At 73.3% G+C, this 16,142-nt stretch carries 12 protein-coding genes and 1 pseudogene; 9 read left to right on the forward strand and 4 right to left on the reverse strand.

Annotation, left to right across the window (positions count from 1 at the left end; translation table 11 throughout):
* Positions 1–87 precede the first annotated feature (87 nt).
* Positions 88–312: a DUF6458 family protein gene (locus EAO70_RS34085; protein ID WP_148006713.1), complete on the forward strand. Its 225-nt coding sequence runs from the start codon at positions 88–90 to the stop codon at positions 310–312.
* A gap of 69 nt (positions 313–381) precedes the next feature.
* On the opposite strand, the gene EAO70_RS34090 is transcribed toward EAO70_RS34085, so the two are convergent.
* The 3 genes from EAO70_RS34090 to EAO70_RS34100 all read right to left on the reverse strand — a co-directional run bounded on the left by EAO70_RS34090 (position 382) and on the right by EAO70_RS34100 (position 3,071).
* On the reverse strand, positions 382–606 hold the full coding sequence (locus tag EAO70_RS34090) for a hypothetical protein (RefSeq protein WP_148006689.1): 225 nt from the start codon (positions 604–606) through the stop codon (positions 382–384).
* Positions 607–701: 95 nt separating this feature from the next.
* Positions 702–1,184 carry a hypothetical protein gene (locus tag EAO70_RS34095; protein ID WP_148006690.1) on the reverse strand — a complete coding sequence of 161 codons (483 nt, stop codon included), beginning with the start codon at positions 1,182–1,184 and terminating at the stop codon, positions 702–704.
* Between the two features lie 165 nt (positions 1,185–1,349).
* Complete coding sequence (locus EAO70_RS34100; RefSeq protein WP_148006691.1) at positions 1,350–3,071, reverse strand: thiamine pyrophosphate-dependent enzyme; 1,722 nt, start codon at positions 3,069–3,071, stop codon at positions 1,350–1,352.
* A 298-nt stretch (positions 3,072–3,369) separates the two neighbouring features.
* Here EAO70_RS34100 and EAO70_RS34105 point away from each other — a divergent pair, with 298 nt between their 5' ends.
* The 5 genes and pseudogenes from EAO70_RS34105 (at position 3,370) to EAO70_RS34125 (ending at position 12,269) form a co-directional block, all read left to right on the forward strand.
* Positions 3,370–3,798 (forward strand): hypothetical protein, encoded by a 429-nt coding sequence (locus EAO70_RS34105; RefSeq protein ID WP_148006692.1) that lies wholly within the window; start codon positions 3,370–3,372, stop codon positions 3,796–3,798.
* Between the two features lie 459 nt (positions 3,799–4,257).
* Positions 4,258–8,023: pseudogene (locus EAO70_RS34110) on the forward strand (HAMP domain-containing protein).
* Positions 8,024–8,144: 121 nt separating this feature from the next.
* Positions 8,145–10,613, forward strand: coding sequence for a SpoIIE family protein phosphatase (locus tag EAO70_RS34115; protein WP_148006693.1), 2,469 nt, complete (start codon positions 8,145–8,147; stop codon positions 10,611–10,613).
* A gap of 50 nt (positions 10,614–10,663) precedes the next feature.
* Entirely contained in the window at positions 10,664–11,032 is a 369-nt protein-coding gene (locus tag EAO70_RS34120) for an STAS domain-containing protein (RefSeq protein WP_148006694.1), read from the forward strand.
* Positions 11,033–11,093: 61 nt separating this feature from the next.
* On the forward strand, positions 11,094–12,269 hold the full coding sequence (locus EAO70_RS34125) for a PP2C family protein-serine/threonine phosphatase (RefSeq protein ID WP_148006695.1): 1,176 nt from the start codon (positions 11,094–11,096) through the stop codon (positions 12,267–12,269).
* 119 nt (positions 12,270–12,388) lie between these two features.
* On the opposite strand, the gene EAO70_RS34130 is transcribed toward EAO70_RS34125, so the two are convergent.
* Entirely contained in the window at positions 12,389–12,901 is a 513-nt protein-coding gene (locus tag EAO70_RS34130) for a MarR family winged helix-turn-helix transcriptional regulator (RefSeq protein WP_148006696.1), read from the reverse strand.
* 107 nt (positions 12,902–13,008) lie between these two features.
* Between EAO70_RS34130 and EAO70_RS34135 the strand changes: the two genes are divergently transcribed.
* The 3 genes from EAO70_RS34135 (at position 13,009) to EAO70_RS34145 (ending at position 15,777) form a co-directional block, all read left to right on the forward strand.
* Positions 13,009–14,193 (forward strand): PP2C family protein-serine/threonine phosphatase, encoded by a 1,185-nt coding sequence (locus EAO70_RS34135; protein ID WP_261993180.1) that lies wholly within the window; start codon positions 13,009–13,011, stop codon positions 14,191–14,193.
* Between the two features lie 141 nt (positions 14,194–14,334).
* Entirely contained in the window at positions 14,335–14,796 is a 462-nt protein-coding gene (locus EAO70_RS34140; RefSeq protein WP_148006697.1) for an ATP-binding protein, read from the forward strand.
* Between the two features lie 165 nt (positions 14,797–14,961).
* Positions 14,962–15,777, forward strand: coding sequence for a DUF1206 domain-containing protein (locus EAO70_RS34145; protein WP_261993185.1), 816 nt, complete (start codon positions 14,962–14,964; stop codon positions 15,775–15,777).
* Positions 15,778–16,142 lie beyond the last annotated feature (365 nt).

Below are 16,142 nucleotides of genomic sequence, written 5' to 3' on the forward strand. Positions count from 1 at the left end.
CTCATCCACCGGCGCGGGACCCCGCCGGTGGATGAGAGCCGAGGACGGGGGTACGCGGGTGACGTCCGACCCGACAAGGGAGGAACCATGGGTCTGGGAGTCTGCATCATCCTGATCGCCGTCGGAGCGATCCTCACGTTCGCCTCCGACTGGGAGATCGAGGGCATCAACCTCGACCTGGTCGGGCTGATCCTGATGGCCGTCGGCATCATCGGCACCGCCGTGTACACCAGCATCCTGCGCCGCCGCCGGATGGTGGTCCCCCCGGTCGCCCCGACCACGACGGACGACGACCGGCGCGATCTGCTCTGAGGCGTACGGCACCGGGCGGGCCCGCCGACGCGAGGCCGGGGGCAGGGCCCGCACCAGCGACCCCGGTCCTCAGAGACACCGGCGGAGGAGGGCGGCGGGCTTGTCGCCCCGGACCGGCGGCCCTCCCTGGGTGTCGTGGTCGAGCAGTTTCCACCGGCCGTGCCCGGTGAAGCCGACGGCCGGCCCGGAGGCGAAGCCGGCGTCCTGCTCGACGAGAGGGTCGACGAGGTTCGCGCACCAGGTCCTGCCCTGCGGGCTGCTGACAAGACTCCGCACCCACAGGTAACCGCCCACCGCTGCCGCACCCGCCGCCCTCCGCCCTCCGCGAGGGGTCCCGCGCTCCCGCCGGTCCTAGCCGACCGCCCACTGGTCGTGGACCGGGGGAGAGGTCAGTGCTTTCCCCGAGCCCGGCGCAGGTAGAGGAGGGCGGCGAGCAGGGCCGTCCCCGCGATCAGCGGTGCGGGCCGCTCGCGCGCCGCGCTCGCGGCCCGGCCGGCCCTCACGCGTACCGGACCCGGCTCTCCTCCGGCGACCACGTGCCCGGCGCGGACCGCCGCGGCCCGCAGATGCGCCACGACGTCCGCCGGGGTCGGTGCGTCGGGCAGCGTGTCGTGGGTGCGCTCCCGGACGAACCCGGCGGCGTGCCTCGCCGTCTCCCGTACCCGGTCGGTGGCCCGTCCGGCGATCTCCGTCCCCTGGTAGACGAGTTCGGCGGCCCTGCTCCGGGTCTGGGCCTCGGCGTCCGCCTCGGCATCGGCCGCGGCGGTCGGAGCCCCCGCGGCCCGTCCGGGCCGCTCGGGAGGCCACCCTCCCCGTCCGTACGACTCCTCGGCGCCGGGGGCGCCCGCGTCTCGTGGGGTCTCGCTGCTCATCGCGTTCCCTTCTCGTCACTCTCGTCCGCGTCGACCCGGTGTGCGCCGACGCGATGAACGGCCCCGCCGGGACGGGGCGGCGGGACGGGGCTGCCCCGGCCCGTCCCGCCGCCCTGCCCCGTCCGGAGCCCGTATCCCTACAGCCGTGTCCGTACAGCCGTTTCCCTACGGCAGGTTCTCCTTGATCTTGGCGATCGCGAAGCCCCAGCCCTGGGACACCGTCGGCTTGCCGGGCACGGCCACCTCGGCGGGGTTCGTCAGCACGTCGAGCAGCACCGGGCCGGGGACGGCGAAGGCCCGGCGTACGGCCTCGTCGAGTTCCCCCGGCTCGGTGACGCGGATGCCGGTCAGCCCGAGGGCCTCCGCCACCGCGGCGAAGTCCGGGTTGTCGAGGACGGTGCCGAACTCGGGCAGCCCCGCCTGTTCCTGCTCCAGCTTCACCATGCCGAGGCGGCGGTTGTCGAAGACCACGAGCTTCACCGGGAGCTGCTCGGACCGGATGGTCATGAGGTCGCCCAGGAGCATGCTCAGCCCGCCGTCGCCGCAGAAGGCCACGACCTGGCGGTCCGGCGCCCACAGCTGGGCGCCGATGGCCTGCGGCATCGCGTTGGCCATGGAGCCGAGGTTGTACGAGCCGACGAGTCGGCGGTCGTTGCGCATACGCACGAAGCGCGACAGCCAGACCGTGGCCATCCCCGTGTCGGAGGTGAAGACCGCGTCGTCGGCCGCGTGGCGGTCCACCGCGGCCGCCAGCGCCTCCGGGCGGATCTCCTCGTCGCGGTTGTCGAAGACCGCCCGTACCCGTCCGAGCAGGTGGCGCTTGTCGTGCGCGGGGTCGGCCAGGTCCGCCTGGCCCTCCTCCCAGCGCAGGAACCGCTCGCGGGCCTCGTCGAGGTGGGAGCGGGACTCGACGGGGGAGAGTAGCGGCAGCAGGGCCCGCAGCGTCGCGCCGACGTCCCCGGCCAGGCCCACGTCCACGGGGACCCGGCGCCCCAGGTGCTCCTCGCGCGTGTCGATCTGCACGACCCGGCAGTCATCCGGGTACCAGTCGCGGTAGGGGAAGTCCGTGCCCAGCATGATCAGGGTGTCGCAGGAGTCCAGGGCGTGGGCGGCGGCCGGGTTGCCGATCAGCCCCGTCTGCCCGACCTCGTACGGGTTCTCGTGCTCGAACCCCTCCTTGCCCTTCAGCGTCAGCACCATCGGGGCCGCCAGGAGCTCGGCGGCGCGCAGCACCTCCTCGCGGGAGTCCCGGGCGCCCCGCCCCACGAGCAGGGTGACCCGTGACCCGGCCGAGACGACCTCCGCCGCCTGGGCCAGCGCCGGATCGTCGGGCCGGGTCACGGCCGGGCGGGGCAGCGCGAACCGCAGGGGCCGGTCGTTCTCGACCTCCTGGTCGCCGATGTCCCCGGGGACGGTCAGCACGGCCACGCCCCGGCCGGTCACGGCCGCCCGCACGGCGGTCTCCAGCAGCCTCGGCATCTGGGCGGGCGAGGTCACCGTGGCCCGGAACACGGCCACGTCCCGGAACAGGAGATCGTTGTCCACCTCCTGGAAGTAGTCGCCGCCCATCTCCGACAGCGGCACCTGGCCGCAGATCGCCAGCACCGGGGCGCCGCTCTTGGCCGCGTCGTACAGACCGTTCAGGAGGTGGACCGAGCCGGGTCCCACGGTGCCCATGCAGACGCCGAGACCGTCCGACAGCTGGGCGTGCGCGCTCGCGGCGAAGGCCGCCGCCTCCTCGTGCCGGAAGCTCGTCCACTCGATGCCTTCCGTGGTCCGGATGGCATCGGTGAGGGGGTTGAGCGCATCTCCGACCACGCCGAAGACGTTGCCGACGCCGAGGTCCGCGAGGCCGTCGACGATCACTTGGGCGACGGTGCGAGTCATGGGATCTCCTTCCGCGAAGAGTGGCGAACCGGTCATCAGGGGGTGAACCGGTCCGGATGGGACGCGTTCCAGTCGTCTGCCCGCGAGGACGGAATCGATGCGGGAGTGACCGGCCGCCCCGCGTCGGACCGTGCTCCACGGGTCCGCGCCGGGCGGCGCGCAGCGGCCCCCCCCGTACGGTCCGAGGGGGCCCGGACCCCGCCCTCGGCGTTCCCTCGCGAGGACAGTCGTTCCCCGGCGGAGCCGATCAAGGTCGATTCCGAGGTTTGCGGCGGCCCCGTCGGGCGAGACGGCACCCATGACTGCCTCGGAGAACAGTGGAGCCGCCATCCTGTGCCTCGGGTCGTACGCCGAGCGGGGCCGTGTCGGCTCGGTCCGGCGCGCGGTCCACGCCGCCCCGGCGGGTGAGGAGCCCGCGGACGGCACGGAGACCATGGGGACCCTGCTCCACTTCCCGCTGCCGCGCACCGAGACCGTCCCGGCCGCTGCGCCCGAGGAGACCCCGGCCGCCCCGCCCCGCACGGGATCCGCCGGGACCGGGACCCTGCGGGCGATCCGCCCGACCGAGACGGTCCGCCCGACCGGCACCGTCCGCCCGCCCGAGACGATGCGGACCGGCGCCGCCGTCGGTGCGGCCGCCGCCGTCGCCGTGGTGTACGCGCTGGGCCGCCGGTCCGGCCGGCGCGACCGCGGCTCGGTCGCCCGGTTCCTCGACCGCCCCTTCTGAGCGACGCCCCACAGCCCGCCGCTCGCCGTACGCCCCTGGTCATCTGTTCCTGAGCACCCGCGCGGCCGGGGCCGCGGTGAAGGGCGCCAAGGCCCGGCACCGGAGGCGTACGGACCGCCGGTGCCACCGCCGGGAGGCCGCTCCGTGGCCTCGGCCCGGCGCGGTCCCCCCGCGTCCTCGTCCCGGCCTCGGCCCGAGGTCTACCCGATGTGAGATCGCCCACGGCACGATGAGCCCGGCACCCTCCGGCAGGAGGGCGCCGGGCTCTGTCGCGTGTCGGGTTTCGGCCTCCTGACCCGGCACCGCTCTCCTCTTGTCGATCACGGAGAGGTAGGGTCGTCACCATTGCCGTACGGCAACGGTCGAGACCGTGGCCGTCATGGGAGAGCGGGCGGTGCGGCACCAGGTCGTGACCGGATGGCCCGCAGGCGAATGCCGGATGGCTGACGAGGATGAGGCATGTCTGAGACGACGACCGAGGGCTCCCCGATCGGGGAGCGGCCGGGTCCGGCCGCGGTGGGAGAGCCCGAGCTCCGACAGCTCCTGGCCGGACTCACGGCTGTGCGCGACGGTGACTTCGGCACCCGCATCCCCGACGAGGCCGACGGTCTGATGGGCGAGATCTCCCGGGTCTTCAACGGGATGATCGACCAGCTCTCCCTGTTCACCTCCGAGGTGACCCGCGTCGCCCGCGAGGTCGGCACGGAGGGGACGCTGGGCGGCCAGGCCGCGGTGCCGGGCGTCTCGGGCTCCTGGGCCGATCTGACCGACTCGGTGAACGCCATGGCCGGCAACCTCACCACCCAGGTCCGCGACATCGCCCAGGTCGCCACCGCCGTCGCCAAGGGAGACCTCTCCCAGAAGATCGACGTGGACGCCCGCGGCGAGATCCTGGAGCTGAAGAACACCATCAACACGATGGTCGACCAGCTCTCCTCGTTCGCCGACGAGGTCACGCGCATGGCCCGCGACGTCGGTACGGAGGGCATCCTCGGCGGCCAAGCCGACGTCAAGGGTGCCTCCGGCACGTGGCGGGATCTCACCGACTCCGTCAACTCCATGGCAGGGAACCTCACCGCCCAGGTGCGGGCCATCGCGCACGTGGCCACGGCGGTCGCCAACGGCGACCTGTCGAAGAAGGTCGACGTGGACGCGCGGGGCGAGATCCTGGAGCTGAAGACGACCATCAACACGATGGTCGACCAGCTGTCCTCGTTCGCCGACGAGGTCACCCGGGTGGCCCGCGAGGTCGGCACCGAGGGCCGCCTCGGCGGCCAGGCCCGGGTGCCGAACGTGGCCGGCACCTGGAAGGACCTCACCGACAACGTCAACTCCATGGCGAGCAACCTGACCGGCCAGGTCCGCAACATCGCCCAGGTCACCACCGCCGTCGCCAACGGCGACCTGTCCAAGAAGATCGACGTGGACGCGCGGGGCGAGATCCTCGCGCTGAAGACGACCATCAACACCATGGTCGACCAGCTGTCCTCATTCGCGGCCGAGGTGACCCGCGTGGCCCGCGAGGTCGGCAGCGAGGGCCGCCTCGGCGGCCAGGCCGAGGTCGAGGGGGTCTCCGGCACCTGGAAGCGGCTCACCGAGAACGTCAACGAACTCGCCGGCAACCTCACCCGTCAGGTTCGCGCCATCGCCGAGGTGGCGAGCGCCGTCGCCGAGGGCGACCTGACCCGCTCGATCACCGTGGAGGCCTCGGGCGAGGTCGCCGAGCTCAAGGACAACATCAACGCGATGGTCGGCTCGCTCCGCGAGACCACGCGGGCCAACCAGGAACAGGACTGGCTCAAGTCCAGCCTGGCGCGTATCTCCGCCCTGATGCAGGGCCCCCGCGACCTGGCCGTCGTCGCCGAACTCGTCATGGACGAGCTCACCCCGCTCGTCACCGCCCAGTACGGCGCGTTCTACCTCGCCGAGGAGGGACCGGCCGGCGTCGAGCTGGGGCTCGTCGGCTCCTACGGACGCCCCGCCGGCGAGCCCGGCAAGAGCCGCTTCCGCCTGGGGGAGTCGCTCGTCGGGCAGGCCGCCCGCAGCCGCCGCACCATCGTCGCCGAGAACGTCCCCGCCGAGTACGTCACCATCTCCTCCGGACTCGGCCACACGGCCCGCGGCAGCCTCGTCGTGCTGCCGATCGTCGTCGAGGGCCAGGTGCTCGGCGTCATCGAGCTGATGTCCTTCAGCCCCTTCACCTCCGTGCACCGGGACTTCCTGGAGCAGCTGATGGAGACGGTCGGCGTCAACCTCAGCACCATCGTCGCCAACGCCCGCACCGACGAACTCCTGGACGAGTCCCAGCGACTGGCCGGCGAACTCCGCTCGCGCACCGAGGAACTCCAGGTGCAGCAGGAGGAGCTCCAGCGCTCCAACGCCGAGCTGGAGGAGAAGGCGGCCCTGCTCGCGACGCAGAACCGCGACATCGAGGCCAAGAACCTCCAGATCGAGCAGGCCCGCCAGGAACTGGAGGACCGCGCCCAGCAGCTCGCGCTGGCCTCCAAGTACAAGTCCGAGTTCCTGGCCAACATGAGCCACGAACTGCGCACCCCGCTCAACAGCCTCCTGATCCTGGCGCAGCTGCTGGCCCAGAACCCGACCCGCAACCTCACCGCCAAGCAGGTCGAGTACGCCGGCATCATCCACTCGGCCGGATCCGACCTGCTGCAGCTGATCAACGACATCCTCGACCTGTCCAAGGTGGAGGCCGGCAAGATGGACCTCAACCCGGAGCGGGTGGCGCTGCGCAGACTCCTCGACTACGTCGAGGCCACCTTCCGCCCCCTCACCTCGCAGAAGAGCCTCGCCTTCACCGTCTCCACCGGGGCGGGCGTCCCGGTCGACCTGGTCACCGACGACACCCGGCTCCGCCAGGTGCTCCGCAACCTGCTCTCCAACGCCGTCAAGTTCACCGAGCACGGCAGCGTCGAACTCCGCATCGAGCCGGTCTCGGACGACAAGCTGCCGGCGACCGTGCACCGCGGCGGCCCCGTCCTCGCCTTCCGCGTCACGGACACCGGCATCGGCATCGCCCGCGAGAACCTGGAGGCGATCTTCGGCGCCTTCCAGCAGGCCGACGGGACGACCAACCGCAAGTACGGCGGCACGGGACTCGGCCTCTCCATCAGCCGCGAGATCGCCTATCTGCTCGGCGGCGCACTGACGGTCGCCAGCGTGCCCGGCGAGGGCAGCACCTTCACCCTGTACCTCCCCGTCACCCGCCCCGACTTCGCGGAGCAGCCCACCCTGCCCGGGTCGGCGGCAGGGGCGGCGGGGAGCAGCACGAGGCCCTCCGTCGCCGGCCCGGGCAGGGTGGGCGGGCCACGCCCCCGCGCCCCGTCGGCGGGCCGTCGACCCCTCGGCCCGTCCGACGCGACGGCTGCTCGTGATCGAGGACCGCCCCCGCGGACTCCTCGCGCTCGTCGCCGAGAACGCCGTGACGGAACTCGCCGACGGCGGGCGGGCCGGCCGGGACGACGTCGAGCTGATCGCCGTCGTCGGACCCCAGGAGGCCGCCACCGCCCTGGCCACCCAGCCGTTCCACTGCGTCGTGCTCGACGTCGACATGGCGGACGGCGACGCCCTGCGGTTCCTGGACGCCATGGACGGCGACGAGGCCCTGCGCACCGTGCCCGTCCTCGCGCACAACAACCGCCGGCTGGCCGCCGACCACGAGCGCACCCTCCAGGACCTGGCCCGCCGCCGGCCGCTCGAACTCCTCTCCAGCCTCGACGAGCTGCGCGAGCGGATCGCCCTGCACCTGTCCGCGGAGCAGCCCGGGGACGTCGTCCCGCTGGTCCGCGGAGAGCACCGGCCCCCCGAGCCGCAGACGATCGACACCACCCTGCAGGGCCGTACGGTCCTCGTCGTCGACGACGACGCCCGCAACCTGTACGCCCTCAGCGGCATCCTGGAGCTGCACGGCATCACGGTCCTGCACGCGGAGAACGGCAGGAAGGGCATCGAGGCGCTCCTGGAGCACGCGGAGGTCGACCTCGTGCTGATGGATGTGATGATGCCGGAGATGGACGGCTACACGGCGACCGCGCGGATCCGGGAGATGCCCCGGTTCGCGGGGCTGCCCGTCATCGCGGTCACCGCCAAGGCGATGCCCGGAGACCGGGAGAAGAGCCTCTCCGCCGGCGCCAGCGACTACGTGACCAAGCCCGTCGACGCCGACGAACTCATCGCCTGCGTCCACCGCTGGCTGAACGACGTCTAGCCCCCATGGCAGCTTCCTCCCGCCCGCGCCGCTCCCCGGCGCGGGCACCGCGCCCTCCGGGCGCGCCGTGCCCCCGCCCGTCCGGCGGCCTCCGGGCCGCACGACCCCAGGAGTCCTCGACGTGAGTGGCCCCCACCTCCGGGACGGAGACCCGTCCTCCGGAACCCCGGAGGACGACGCTCCGGCGCCCGGGGCGATCCCGGCCGCGGTCTCCGGGCAGCCCGACGACGGTGACCGGCCGACGGCGCGCGACCCGTTCGGCGCCGGCCGGCTGACGGCCGTGGTGGAACGGCTGCGCGGCGAGGTGCGGGCCGCCCACGCCGCGGCGGAGGGCCGCGCCCTGATCGAGCTCGCCAAGGGAGTGATCGTCGAGCGCCTGGGGTGCGGGCCGGCCCAGGCGGCGCGCCAGCTCGCCGAGCTGGCCGAACAGGCCGGGCTCTCCCAGCTGGAACTCGCCGCGGACATCATCAACCAGGCGGCCCGCGACCGGGTCGCCGAGGTCGCCGGCGACTTCCTCCGGGTGACCGGCGACCGGCCTGGCACGGCCGGGGCCGACGCCTCTGTCGGCGTCCGGCTGCGGACGGCGGAGAGCGCGGCGCTCAGCGCCGACGACACCCAGTCCGTCGCCGAGTCGCTGCTGGCGCACGCCCTCGAACCGCTCGGCGCCGTCGCGGTGGCGATCTGGACCACCGGCGCGGACGCCTCGCTCAGTCTGCGCGGCCACGCCGGGTTCGGCTCCGACGAGGCGGCCCGCTGGCACTACGTCCCGCCGGGCGTGACCACCGCGGCCCGCCAGGCCCTCACCGCCCGCCGCGCGGTCTGGTACCCCTCCCTGGCCGCCGCCGGCGTCCCGTCGATCGGCCGCGCCCGCCACCCCGACGGCGGCCGGGTCGTCGTGCCCGCCGGGACCGGCGGCCGTATCCACGGCGTCCTGGAGGTCTGCTGGGCCCGCCCCCTGGAGCCCCAGCCCCAGGCCGTGGAACGCCAGATCGAGGCCCTCGCCGAGCTCTGCGCCCACACCCTGGAGACCCTGCCCGCGGAGGGCGGCCCGACCCGCCCCCTCCTGCCCGGCGGGGAGGGGCCGCTGGAACTGGCCGAACTCGCCGACGGACTCCACGACCCGGCCCTCGTCCTGACCCCGCACCTGGACGACGCGGGACGCCTCGCCGACTTCCGCATCCGGCACGCCAACGCCCTGTTCCAGGACCCGGCGGGCCGCCCCCGGAACACCGTCGAGGGGGCACTGCTTCTTGAGGCGTACCCCGCGACGGCCGGCGGCAGCGAACTCTTCGACCGGATCGAGCGGGTCTACGCGACGGGCGAGCCGTTCCGCTCGCGGCGGACTCGGCTGACCGCGCTCGTGGGCCAGGTGCCGCTGTCCTCGCTCGCCGACATCAGCATCAGCCGGCACGGTGACAGCGTCTTCCTGATATGGCGTATCGAGGACGAGTCGGCCCGCCTGGCCAACCTGCTCCAGCACGCCCAGCGGCTGGGCCGGGTCGGGGCCTTCGAGGAGGACGTCCTCACCGGGGAGATCACCTGGAACGGCCAGCTCTTCGACCTCTTCGGCCGGGACAAGACGGCCCCGCCGGTCTCCCTGCGCGATCTGGCCGCCCACGCCCACCAGGACGACGCCGGCGCCATCCGGCGCTTCCTCCACTCCGTACTGCACCAGCGCCGGGCCGGATCCGCGGCCTTCCGCCTGCTGCGCCGGGACGGGGTCACCCGCCACATCCGGGTGATCGCCGAGCCCGCCCTGGGGGCCGACGACCGGATCCAGTCGGTCCGGGGCGCCTACCAGGACATCTCGGCGCAGCACTGGACCGAGGTGGCCCTCACGGCGACCCGGGACCGGCTCGTGGCGACGGAGGAGGAGGCGCAGGAGCGCAACCGGCTCACCCTCCAGCTCCAGCACGCCATCATGCCCCCGGCCAAGCCCCCGCTGGACGCGCCGGGCCTCGACGTCGCCGTGCGCTACCGCCCGGCCGAGTCCGACTCGATGGTCGGCGGCGACTGGTACGACGCCGTCGTGCTGCCCTCCAAGAAGGTGCTGCTGTGCGTCGGTGACGTCGCGGGGCACGGTGTCGAGGCCGCCACCGGGATGGTCGTGCTGCGCAACGCCCTGCGCGGTCTCGCCGTCACCGGGGCGGGCCCCGGCCAGCTGCTGTCCTGGCTGAACACCGTCGCCCACCACCTCACGGCCCACCTCACCGCCACCGCCGTGTGCGGGGTCTACGACCCCGAGAGCCGCACCCTGCGCTGGGCCCGGGCGGGACACCTCCCGCCGGTGCTCGTCCGGGGGAGCGAGGCGGCCGACCTGCCGCTGCTGCGCGGGGTGCTCCTGGGCGCCCTCGCGGAGGCGGAGTACGAGGAGGCGGAGCTGCGGCTCGAACCCGACGACACCGTGCTGATGTACACCGACGGTCTCGTCGAACGGCGCGACACCTCGGTCCCCGAGTCGGTCGCCCAGCTGCTGGCCGCCGCCCGTTTGCCGGCCGAAAGCCTCGAACGACGGCTCGACCTGCTGCTGTCCCGCAGCAAGTCGGACACGGACGACGACACGTGTCTGGTCGGAGTCAAGGTCACGTGATCGTCCGTCGTCCGCTCCACCGCCCGTCCCCACCGTGGAAAGCAGGAAACATGTCCGACCGAGAATCGAACCTGGCCGTAGACGTCACGATCCGCGACGCCGGGACAGCGGTGCTGTCCCTGGGGGGCGAGCTCGACATGGAGACCGCCCCGCTGCTCGAAGGCAGTCTCGGGGATCAGCTCCGGGACGGCCGGGCCCATATCGTCCTCGACCTGACCGGACTGGACTTCATGGACTCGTCCGGCCTCAACGTCCTGATCAGAGCAGTGCACAAGGCACGGGGGGCCGGGGGAGACGTGTACCTCGCCGCGCCGACGTCAGCGGTGCGGCGCATCCTGGAGATCACCGGGGTGACCACCACGATCCCGCCGCACGTCGGTGTGGCCGAGGCGCTCGCCGCCGTCGGCGGAGCGAGATGAACGAGGGGTGGTGCGGTCCGGAGCCCCGGACCGCACCGCGGTAGGAAGGAAGCGGAAGAACGTGCACGAGAACGCCGACGTGGAGCAGGAGCTCCGCAGCGCCGCTCCGCACCGGCTGGTGGCCGTCGTCGAGGCGTCGCTGGGCAAGCGGTACGGCGCCCGGTGGGTGGAACTCCGGCTGGCCGACTACGGGCTGCGGACACTCCAGCTCGTCGAGCGCACCCCCGGCGTGGCGCCGTCGGTCCCGATCCACGACAGCCCCCAGGGGCGGGCCTTCGGTGCCCAGGAGCCGCACGTGACCCTCGGGTTCGAGGGGGTCCTGGTCCACCTCCCGGTCACCGTGCGGGGCGACCGGCTGGGCGTCCTCACCGCGGCCTTCCCGGCCGGGGCCGACGTCGGCCCCGCCCTGCCCGCGCTCGGCCAGGTCTGCGAGGCCCTCGGGCACGAGATCCTGGTGGCCGAGCGGGACACCGACCTGTACGTCCTGGCGCGGCGGGCGACCCGGCTCACCCTCGCCGCCGAGATGCAGTGGCAGCTCCTCCCCGGCCGTTCGTGCGCCCGCCCCGAGTTCGCCATGGGCGCCCATCTGGAACCGGCCTACGCGATCTTCGGGGACAACTACGACTGGTCCGTCTCGGCCGGCAAGCTTCATCTGACGGTCACCAACGGCATGGGCGAGGGGATCGGCGCCGCCCTCCTGACGAACCTGGCGATCAACGCGCTGCGCAACGCCCGCCGGGCCGGGCTGGGCCTCGCGGACCAGGCGGCCCTGGCCGACCAGGCCGTGTACGCGCAGTACCGGGGCACCGCCTTCGTGTCGGTGCTCCTGCTGTGCTTCGACCTCGCGACCGGCGAGGTCGAAGCCGTGGACGCCGGCTCGCCCAGGCTGTGGCGGCTGCGCGGCCCCGCGGTCGAGGCCGTCTCCTTCGAGGCGCAGCTGCCCCTCGGCATGTTCGAGGAGTCCACCTACGTGCCCGAGCGGTTCTCCGTGCTGCCCGGGGACCGCCTGCTCTTCGGCAGCGACGGGGTGTACGACGCCGTCTCGCCCGAGGGGGAGAGCTACGGGGAGCGCGCCCTGGCCCGGGCGCTCAGCGGGACACGGCTGCTCCCGCCCACGCACGTACCGCAGGCCGTGCTGCGCGAGCTGACCGCGTACCACGGCAACAGCCCGCTGGAGGACGACGCCCTCGTCGTCTGCCTCGACTGGCATGGCACCCCGTCAACAGTTGCCGTGTGACAACTGTATCCTTGTGGCAACATCGGGCTCGCCGCCCGGTGGGACACGGCAAGGATCACCGGAGGGTGGAAGTGCGGACATGGGGTGTGCGTCCGGCCGGATCCGGCGGCGCGCGGGGGTCAGGCCGAACTGACGTCCTTGAGAGGCGTGTCGGGACGTGACGAGCCCGCGGGCCCGTCCTGTTCCAGTGCCTCCTGGAACCCGGTGAGCCCCCGCAGCAGCGCCTTGCGGCTCGTCGGCGACATGTCGGCGATCACCGCGAGCAGGGCCTCCTCGCGCTGGGTCCGCAGGTCCCGCAGGTACGCCTTGCCGTGCGCGGTCAGGTGCAGCTCCAACTGCCTCCGGCTGACGGGGCTGGGCAGTCGCTGGACGAAGCCCAGCGCCTCCAGCCGGTCGCACATACGACTCACCGAGGGCGGCGCGGAGCCGAGCAGGTCGCCCAGGGTGCGCAGGCTGATCCCCTCCTCGCGGTCCAGGCTGTACAGCACCCGCAGCTGACTCGCCGACACCGGTGTCGGCGACACCATGTCCCGGCCCCGCTCCCACAGGACCTCCAGGAGCTCGATGACCTCCCGGGCGGCCTCCGTCGTCTGCTGCCGCTCCCGCCGGGACGGGGAGGGGTTGGTGTTCATGGCTGCCGACACTCCTCGGACGTCCGGAGCCGAGGACGTCGGCCTTCCGACGGACCGGTCATCTCCCCATCTCTCCAGAAGGCGGTACGAACTCGGTGGAACGACACGTGACAGTGGAAAGCGCACTGCGCGGGGCGGCACCACACCTCCTCCTGGACTCCCTCCGTACCAGTCTCACGCAGCAGTACGCCGCGTCCTCCGCCGATCTGCTGCTCATCGACTACGGCTTCACGTCGCTGCGGCCCGTGCGGCCCGTGCAGGCCCGTGCCGGAGTGCGGCCAGCGCCCGTGGACGCGGGGACCGCCGGTCGGGTCTTCCGCACGCAACAACCATATCTTTTCCGTGCTGACGGGCTCACGGCGACCGTTTTCCTTCCGGTCACCGTGCGCGGTGACCGGCTGGGGGTCCTCGTGGTCCTGCTGCCCGGAGACCGTGCCACCGATGCCACCGTCCAGAGCCTCGGCCGGGTCGCCGAGACGCTCGGCCACGCCCTGTGCGTCGCCGACCGTCACACCGACCTCTATCGCAGTACCCGCAGGACGCACGCTCTCACCCTCGCCGGCGAGATGCAGTCGGACACCCTGGCGGGCCGGGCCTGCACCGGGCCGGCCTTCGACCTGCACGCCCACTGGGAGCCCGCCTACGGCTCGGGAGGGCACCTCCTGGACTGGAGCGTGACCGAGGACGAGCTCCAGGTGGTGGTCGCCGACGGCGCGGGGCCCGGCATTCCCGCCGCCCTGGTGAGCACCCTCGCCCTGAACGCGATCCGCAACGCCCGGCGGGCCGGGCTCGACCTGGTGGGCCAGGCCAGCCTCACCGACCAGGCGCTCTACGGCCAGCACCGGGGCGCGAGCCCGCTCGCCGCCCTCCTGATGCGCCTCGACCTCGCCACCGGCGCGACCGAGGTCGTCGACGCGGGGTCGCCGACGTTCTGGCGGACCCGCGGTACCACGACCGAACGCATCGCCCTCGACCGCCAACTGCCCCTCGGGATGTTCGAGGACACCGTCTACGCGACGCAGCGCCTGCACCTGCTGCCCGGGGACCGGTGCGTCTTCGTCGCCCGGGATCCCGGCGGCCCCCGGCCCGGCGGCGCGGGCACGGTGCCGGACCGGGCCGTCGCACGGGCCGTGACCCGGGCCGCGCGGCTCGGCTGCGCGGACGTCCCCCGAGCCGTCGTCCGGGCGCTGCGCAAACCGCCCGGCGACGTGCCGGACGCGGCCCTCGTGGTCTGCCTCGACTGGCACGGCACCGTGGACGGACGCCCCGAACCCCCTGCGAGCGAGGGCTGAGAACCGCGCCTCCGGCACCCCGGGGCGCGGCCGGTCGGCGTGATTCCCGATGCGGGCGGTGTCAAAACCGCGAAGAGGGGAAAGGCGGTGTACGAGGTGCCCAGCGCGCCTGACCAACCGTACGAGGGGAGTCCCAGGGCCATGACGGACGCGATCATCGCCGACCGCGCGGTGCCGGAACCCCAGCTGTCCGCGAGCGCGGGGTACGACAGCGCCGCCGCCGGCGGGGCCATCGGCGCCTCCCGCGACTTCACCGCCGACTTCCTCGCGGCCGCCGCGGACGTCCTGCCGCACCCCGTGCCGCGGGACCGCATCGACCTGGCGAAGCTCGTGGTCAGCGAGCTGGTGACCAATGCCGTCCGGCACGCCTCCGGGCCCTGCCGGCTGCTCCTGGAGCTGCGGGAGGAGCTTCTGGAGATCTCGGTCTTCGACCGCGCGACCGCGGCTCCCGTCCCGCGCGGGCACGACCCGCGCCGGATCGGGCAGCACGGCGTCGAGATCGTCGTCGCCGTGTGCGAGAGCGTCACCGTGGAGCCGGAACCCACGGGCAAGCGCGTCCGGGCACGCCTCTCTCTCCGCTCCGACGACACCGCCCGCGCCTGAGCGCACGGCGCCCGCGTCCGGGCGGGCGACCGCGCCCGCGGGCCCCCGCCCCCGCCCGCCTCACCGGGCGTCCCGGATCGAACCCGGCGGCCGTGGATTCGAACGGCGCGGACGGGGCAACCGGAGGTCGACCGAGAGGAGCGAGTCGACATGACGACAGCGAAGATGGCGGCATCCGAGGCGGGGAACGCGGTCCGGGGAGAGCCGGTCCGGATGGCCGCCCGGGCCGGTTTCGCGGCACGAGGCCTGTTGTACCTGCTCATCGGAGCACTGGCCGTACGCATAGGCATGACGGGCTCGAACGAACAGGCCGACAAGGGAGGAGCCCTCTCCTACGTCTCGGATACTCCCTTCGGCGCCGTCCTCCTGTGGGCCCTGGGCATCGGCCTCGCGGGGATGTCCCTGTGGCGTCTGTCCGAGGCCGTCTTCGGCGGCACCGGCCCCAAGGGAGACAAACCGCACAAGAGAGCCCTGTCCGCCGGCCGCTTCGTCTTCTACGCCGTCTCGGCCTTCCTCGTCCTGTCCTTCGCGATGGGCGAGCGGGGCAGCGGCGCGGGCTCGACCGACCGGCAGAGCCGCGACATCACGGCCCGCCTCATGGACGTCACCGGAGGACGCTGGCTGGTCGGCGCGATCGCCCTCGGCTTCCTCGGCGTGGGTCTCTGGATGGGCGGCCGGGCGGCCCTGCGAAAGTACCGCAAGCACCTCGCGTGGGCGCGCATGTCGAAGCCCCAGAAGCGCTTCATGGACGTGACCGGGGTGGCCGGCGGAGTCAGCCGCGGACTCGTCTTCGCCGCGCTCGGGTTCTCCGGTGTGATGGCGGCGGTGTCGTATGACCCGGACCGGGCCAAGGGCATGGACGACGCGATCCGTTCGTTCGCGCAGACCCCGGCGGGCCCCTGGCTGCTGATCGCCGTGGCCGCCGGACTCGTGCTCTTCGGGGTCTTCTCCTTCGGTCAGGTGAAATGGCGGGAGTTCTGATCCCTGCCCCGCCCCCGAGGAGATAGCGTGCCCCGGGTGTGAAGCTCGCGTGCCGGGAACGTGGGGGTATGGTCGAGTGCCACCCCCAGGTGTACCGGAAGAGCGGGTTTCACTTGATGTGCTCTCCGGCCTGCGGGACCGTGGAGGGTCGCGTGACGTCGAGCGGGAAGGTGGCGGGCCGCCGCGAGGGGCCTCGCATATGACTGTTTTCGAAGACGAGTCCGACCGGTCGCGGGGCACGCCCGCGACCGCGGGCACCTCCTGGCTCCGCTCACCCCATCCCGCGGTCGTCGCCGACCGGCAGGGTGGGGTCGTGGAGTTCAACGAGGCCGCCGCCGACCTCTTCCCCCGAATCGGCGTCGGCT

It is taken from the genome of Streptomyces sp. adm13(2018) (assembly GCF_008042145.1).
Taxonomy (GTDB): Bacteria; Actinomycetota; Actinomycetes; order Streptomycetales; family Streptomycetaceae; genus Streptomyces.

Excerpts from the sequence above, each read along its gene's own strand:
- EAO70_RS34085 (WP_148006713.1), top strand. The coding sequence starts at position 88 with ATGGGTCTGGGAGTCTGCATCATCCTGATCGCCGTCGGAGCGATCCTC.
- EAO70_RS34095 (WP_148006690.1), bottom strand. The coding sequence starts at position 1,184 with ATGAGCAGCGAGACCCCACGAGACGCGGGCGCCCCCGGCGCCGAGGAG.
- EAO70_RS34100 (WP_148006691.1), bottom strand. The coding sequence starts at position 3,071 with ATGACTCGCACCGTCGCCCAAGTGATCGTCGACGGCCTCGCGGACCTC.
- EAO70_RS34105 (WP_148006692.1), top strand. The coding sequence starts at position 3,370 with ATGACTGCCTCGGAGAACAGTGGAGCCGCCATCCTGTGCCTCGGGTCG.
- EAO70_RS34120 (WP_148006694.1), top strand. The coding sequence starts at position 10,664 with ATGTCCGACCGAGAATCGAACCTGGCCGTAGACGTCACGATCCGCGAC.
- EAO70_RS34130 (WP_148006696.1), bottom strand. The coding sequence starts at position 12,901 with ATGAACACCAACCCCTCCCCGTCCCGGCGGGAGCGGCAGCAGACGACG.
- EAO70_RS34140 (WP_148006697.1), top strand. The coding sequence starts at position 14,335 with ATGACGGACGCGATCATCGCCGACCGCGCGGTGCCGGAACCCCAGCTG.
- EAO70_RS34145 (WP_261993185.1), top strand. The coding sequence starts at position 14,962 with ATGGCGGCATCCGAGGCGGGGAACGCGGTCCGGGGAGAGCCGGTCCGG.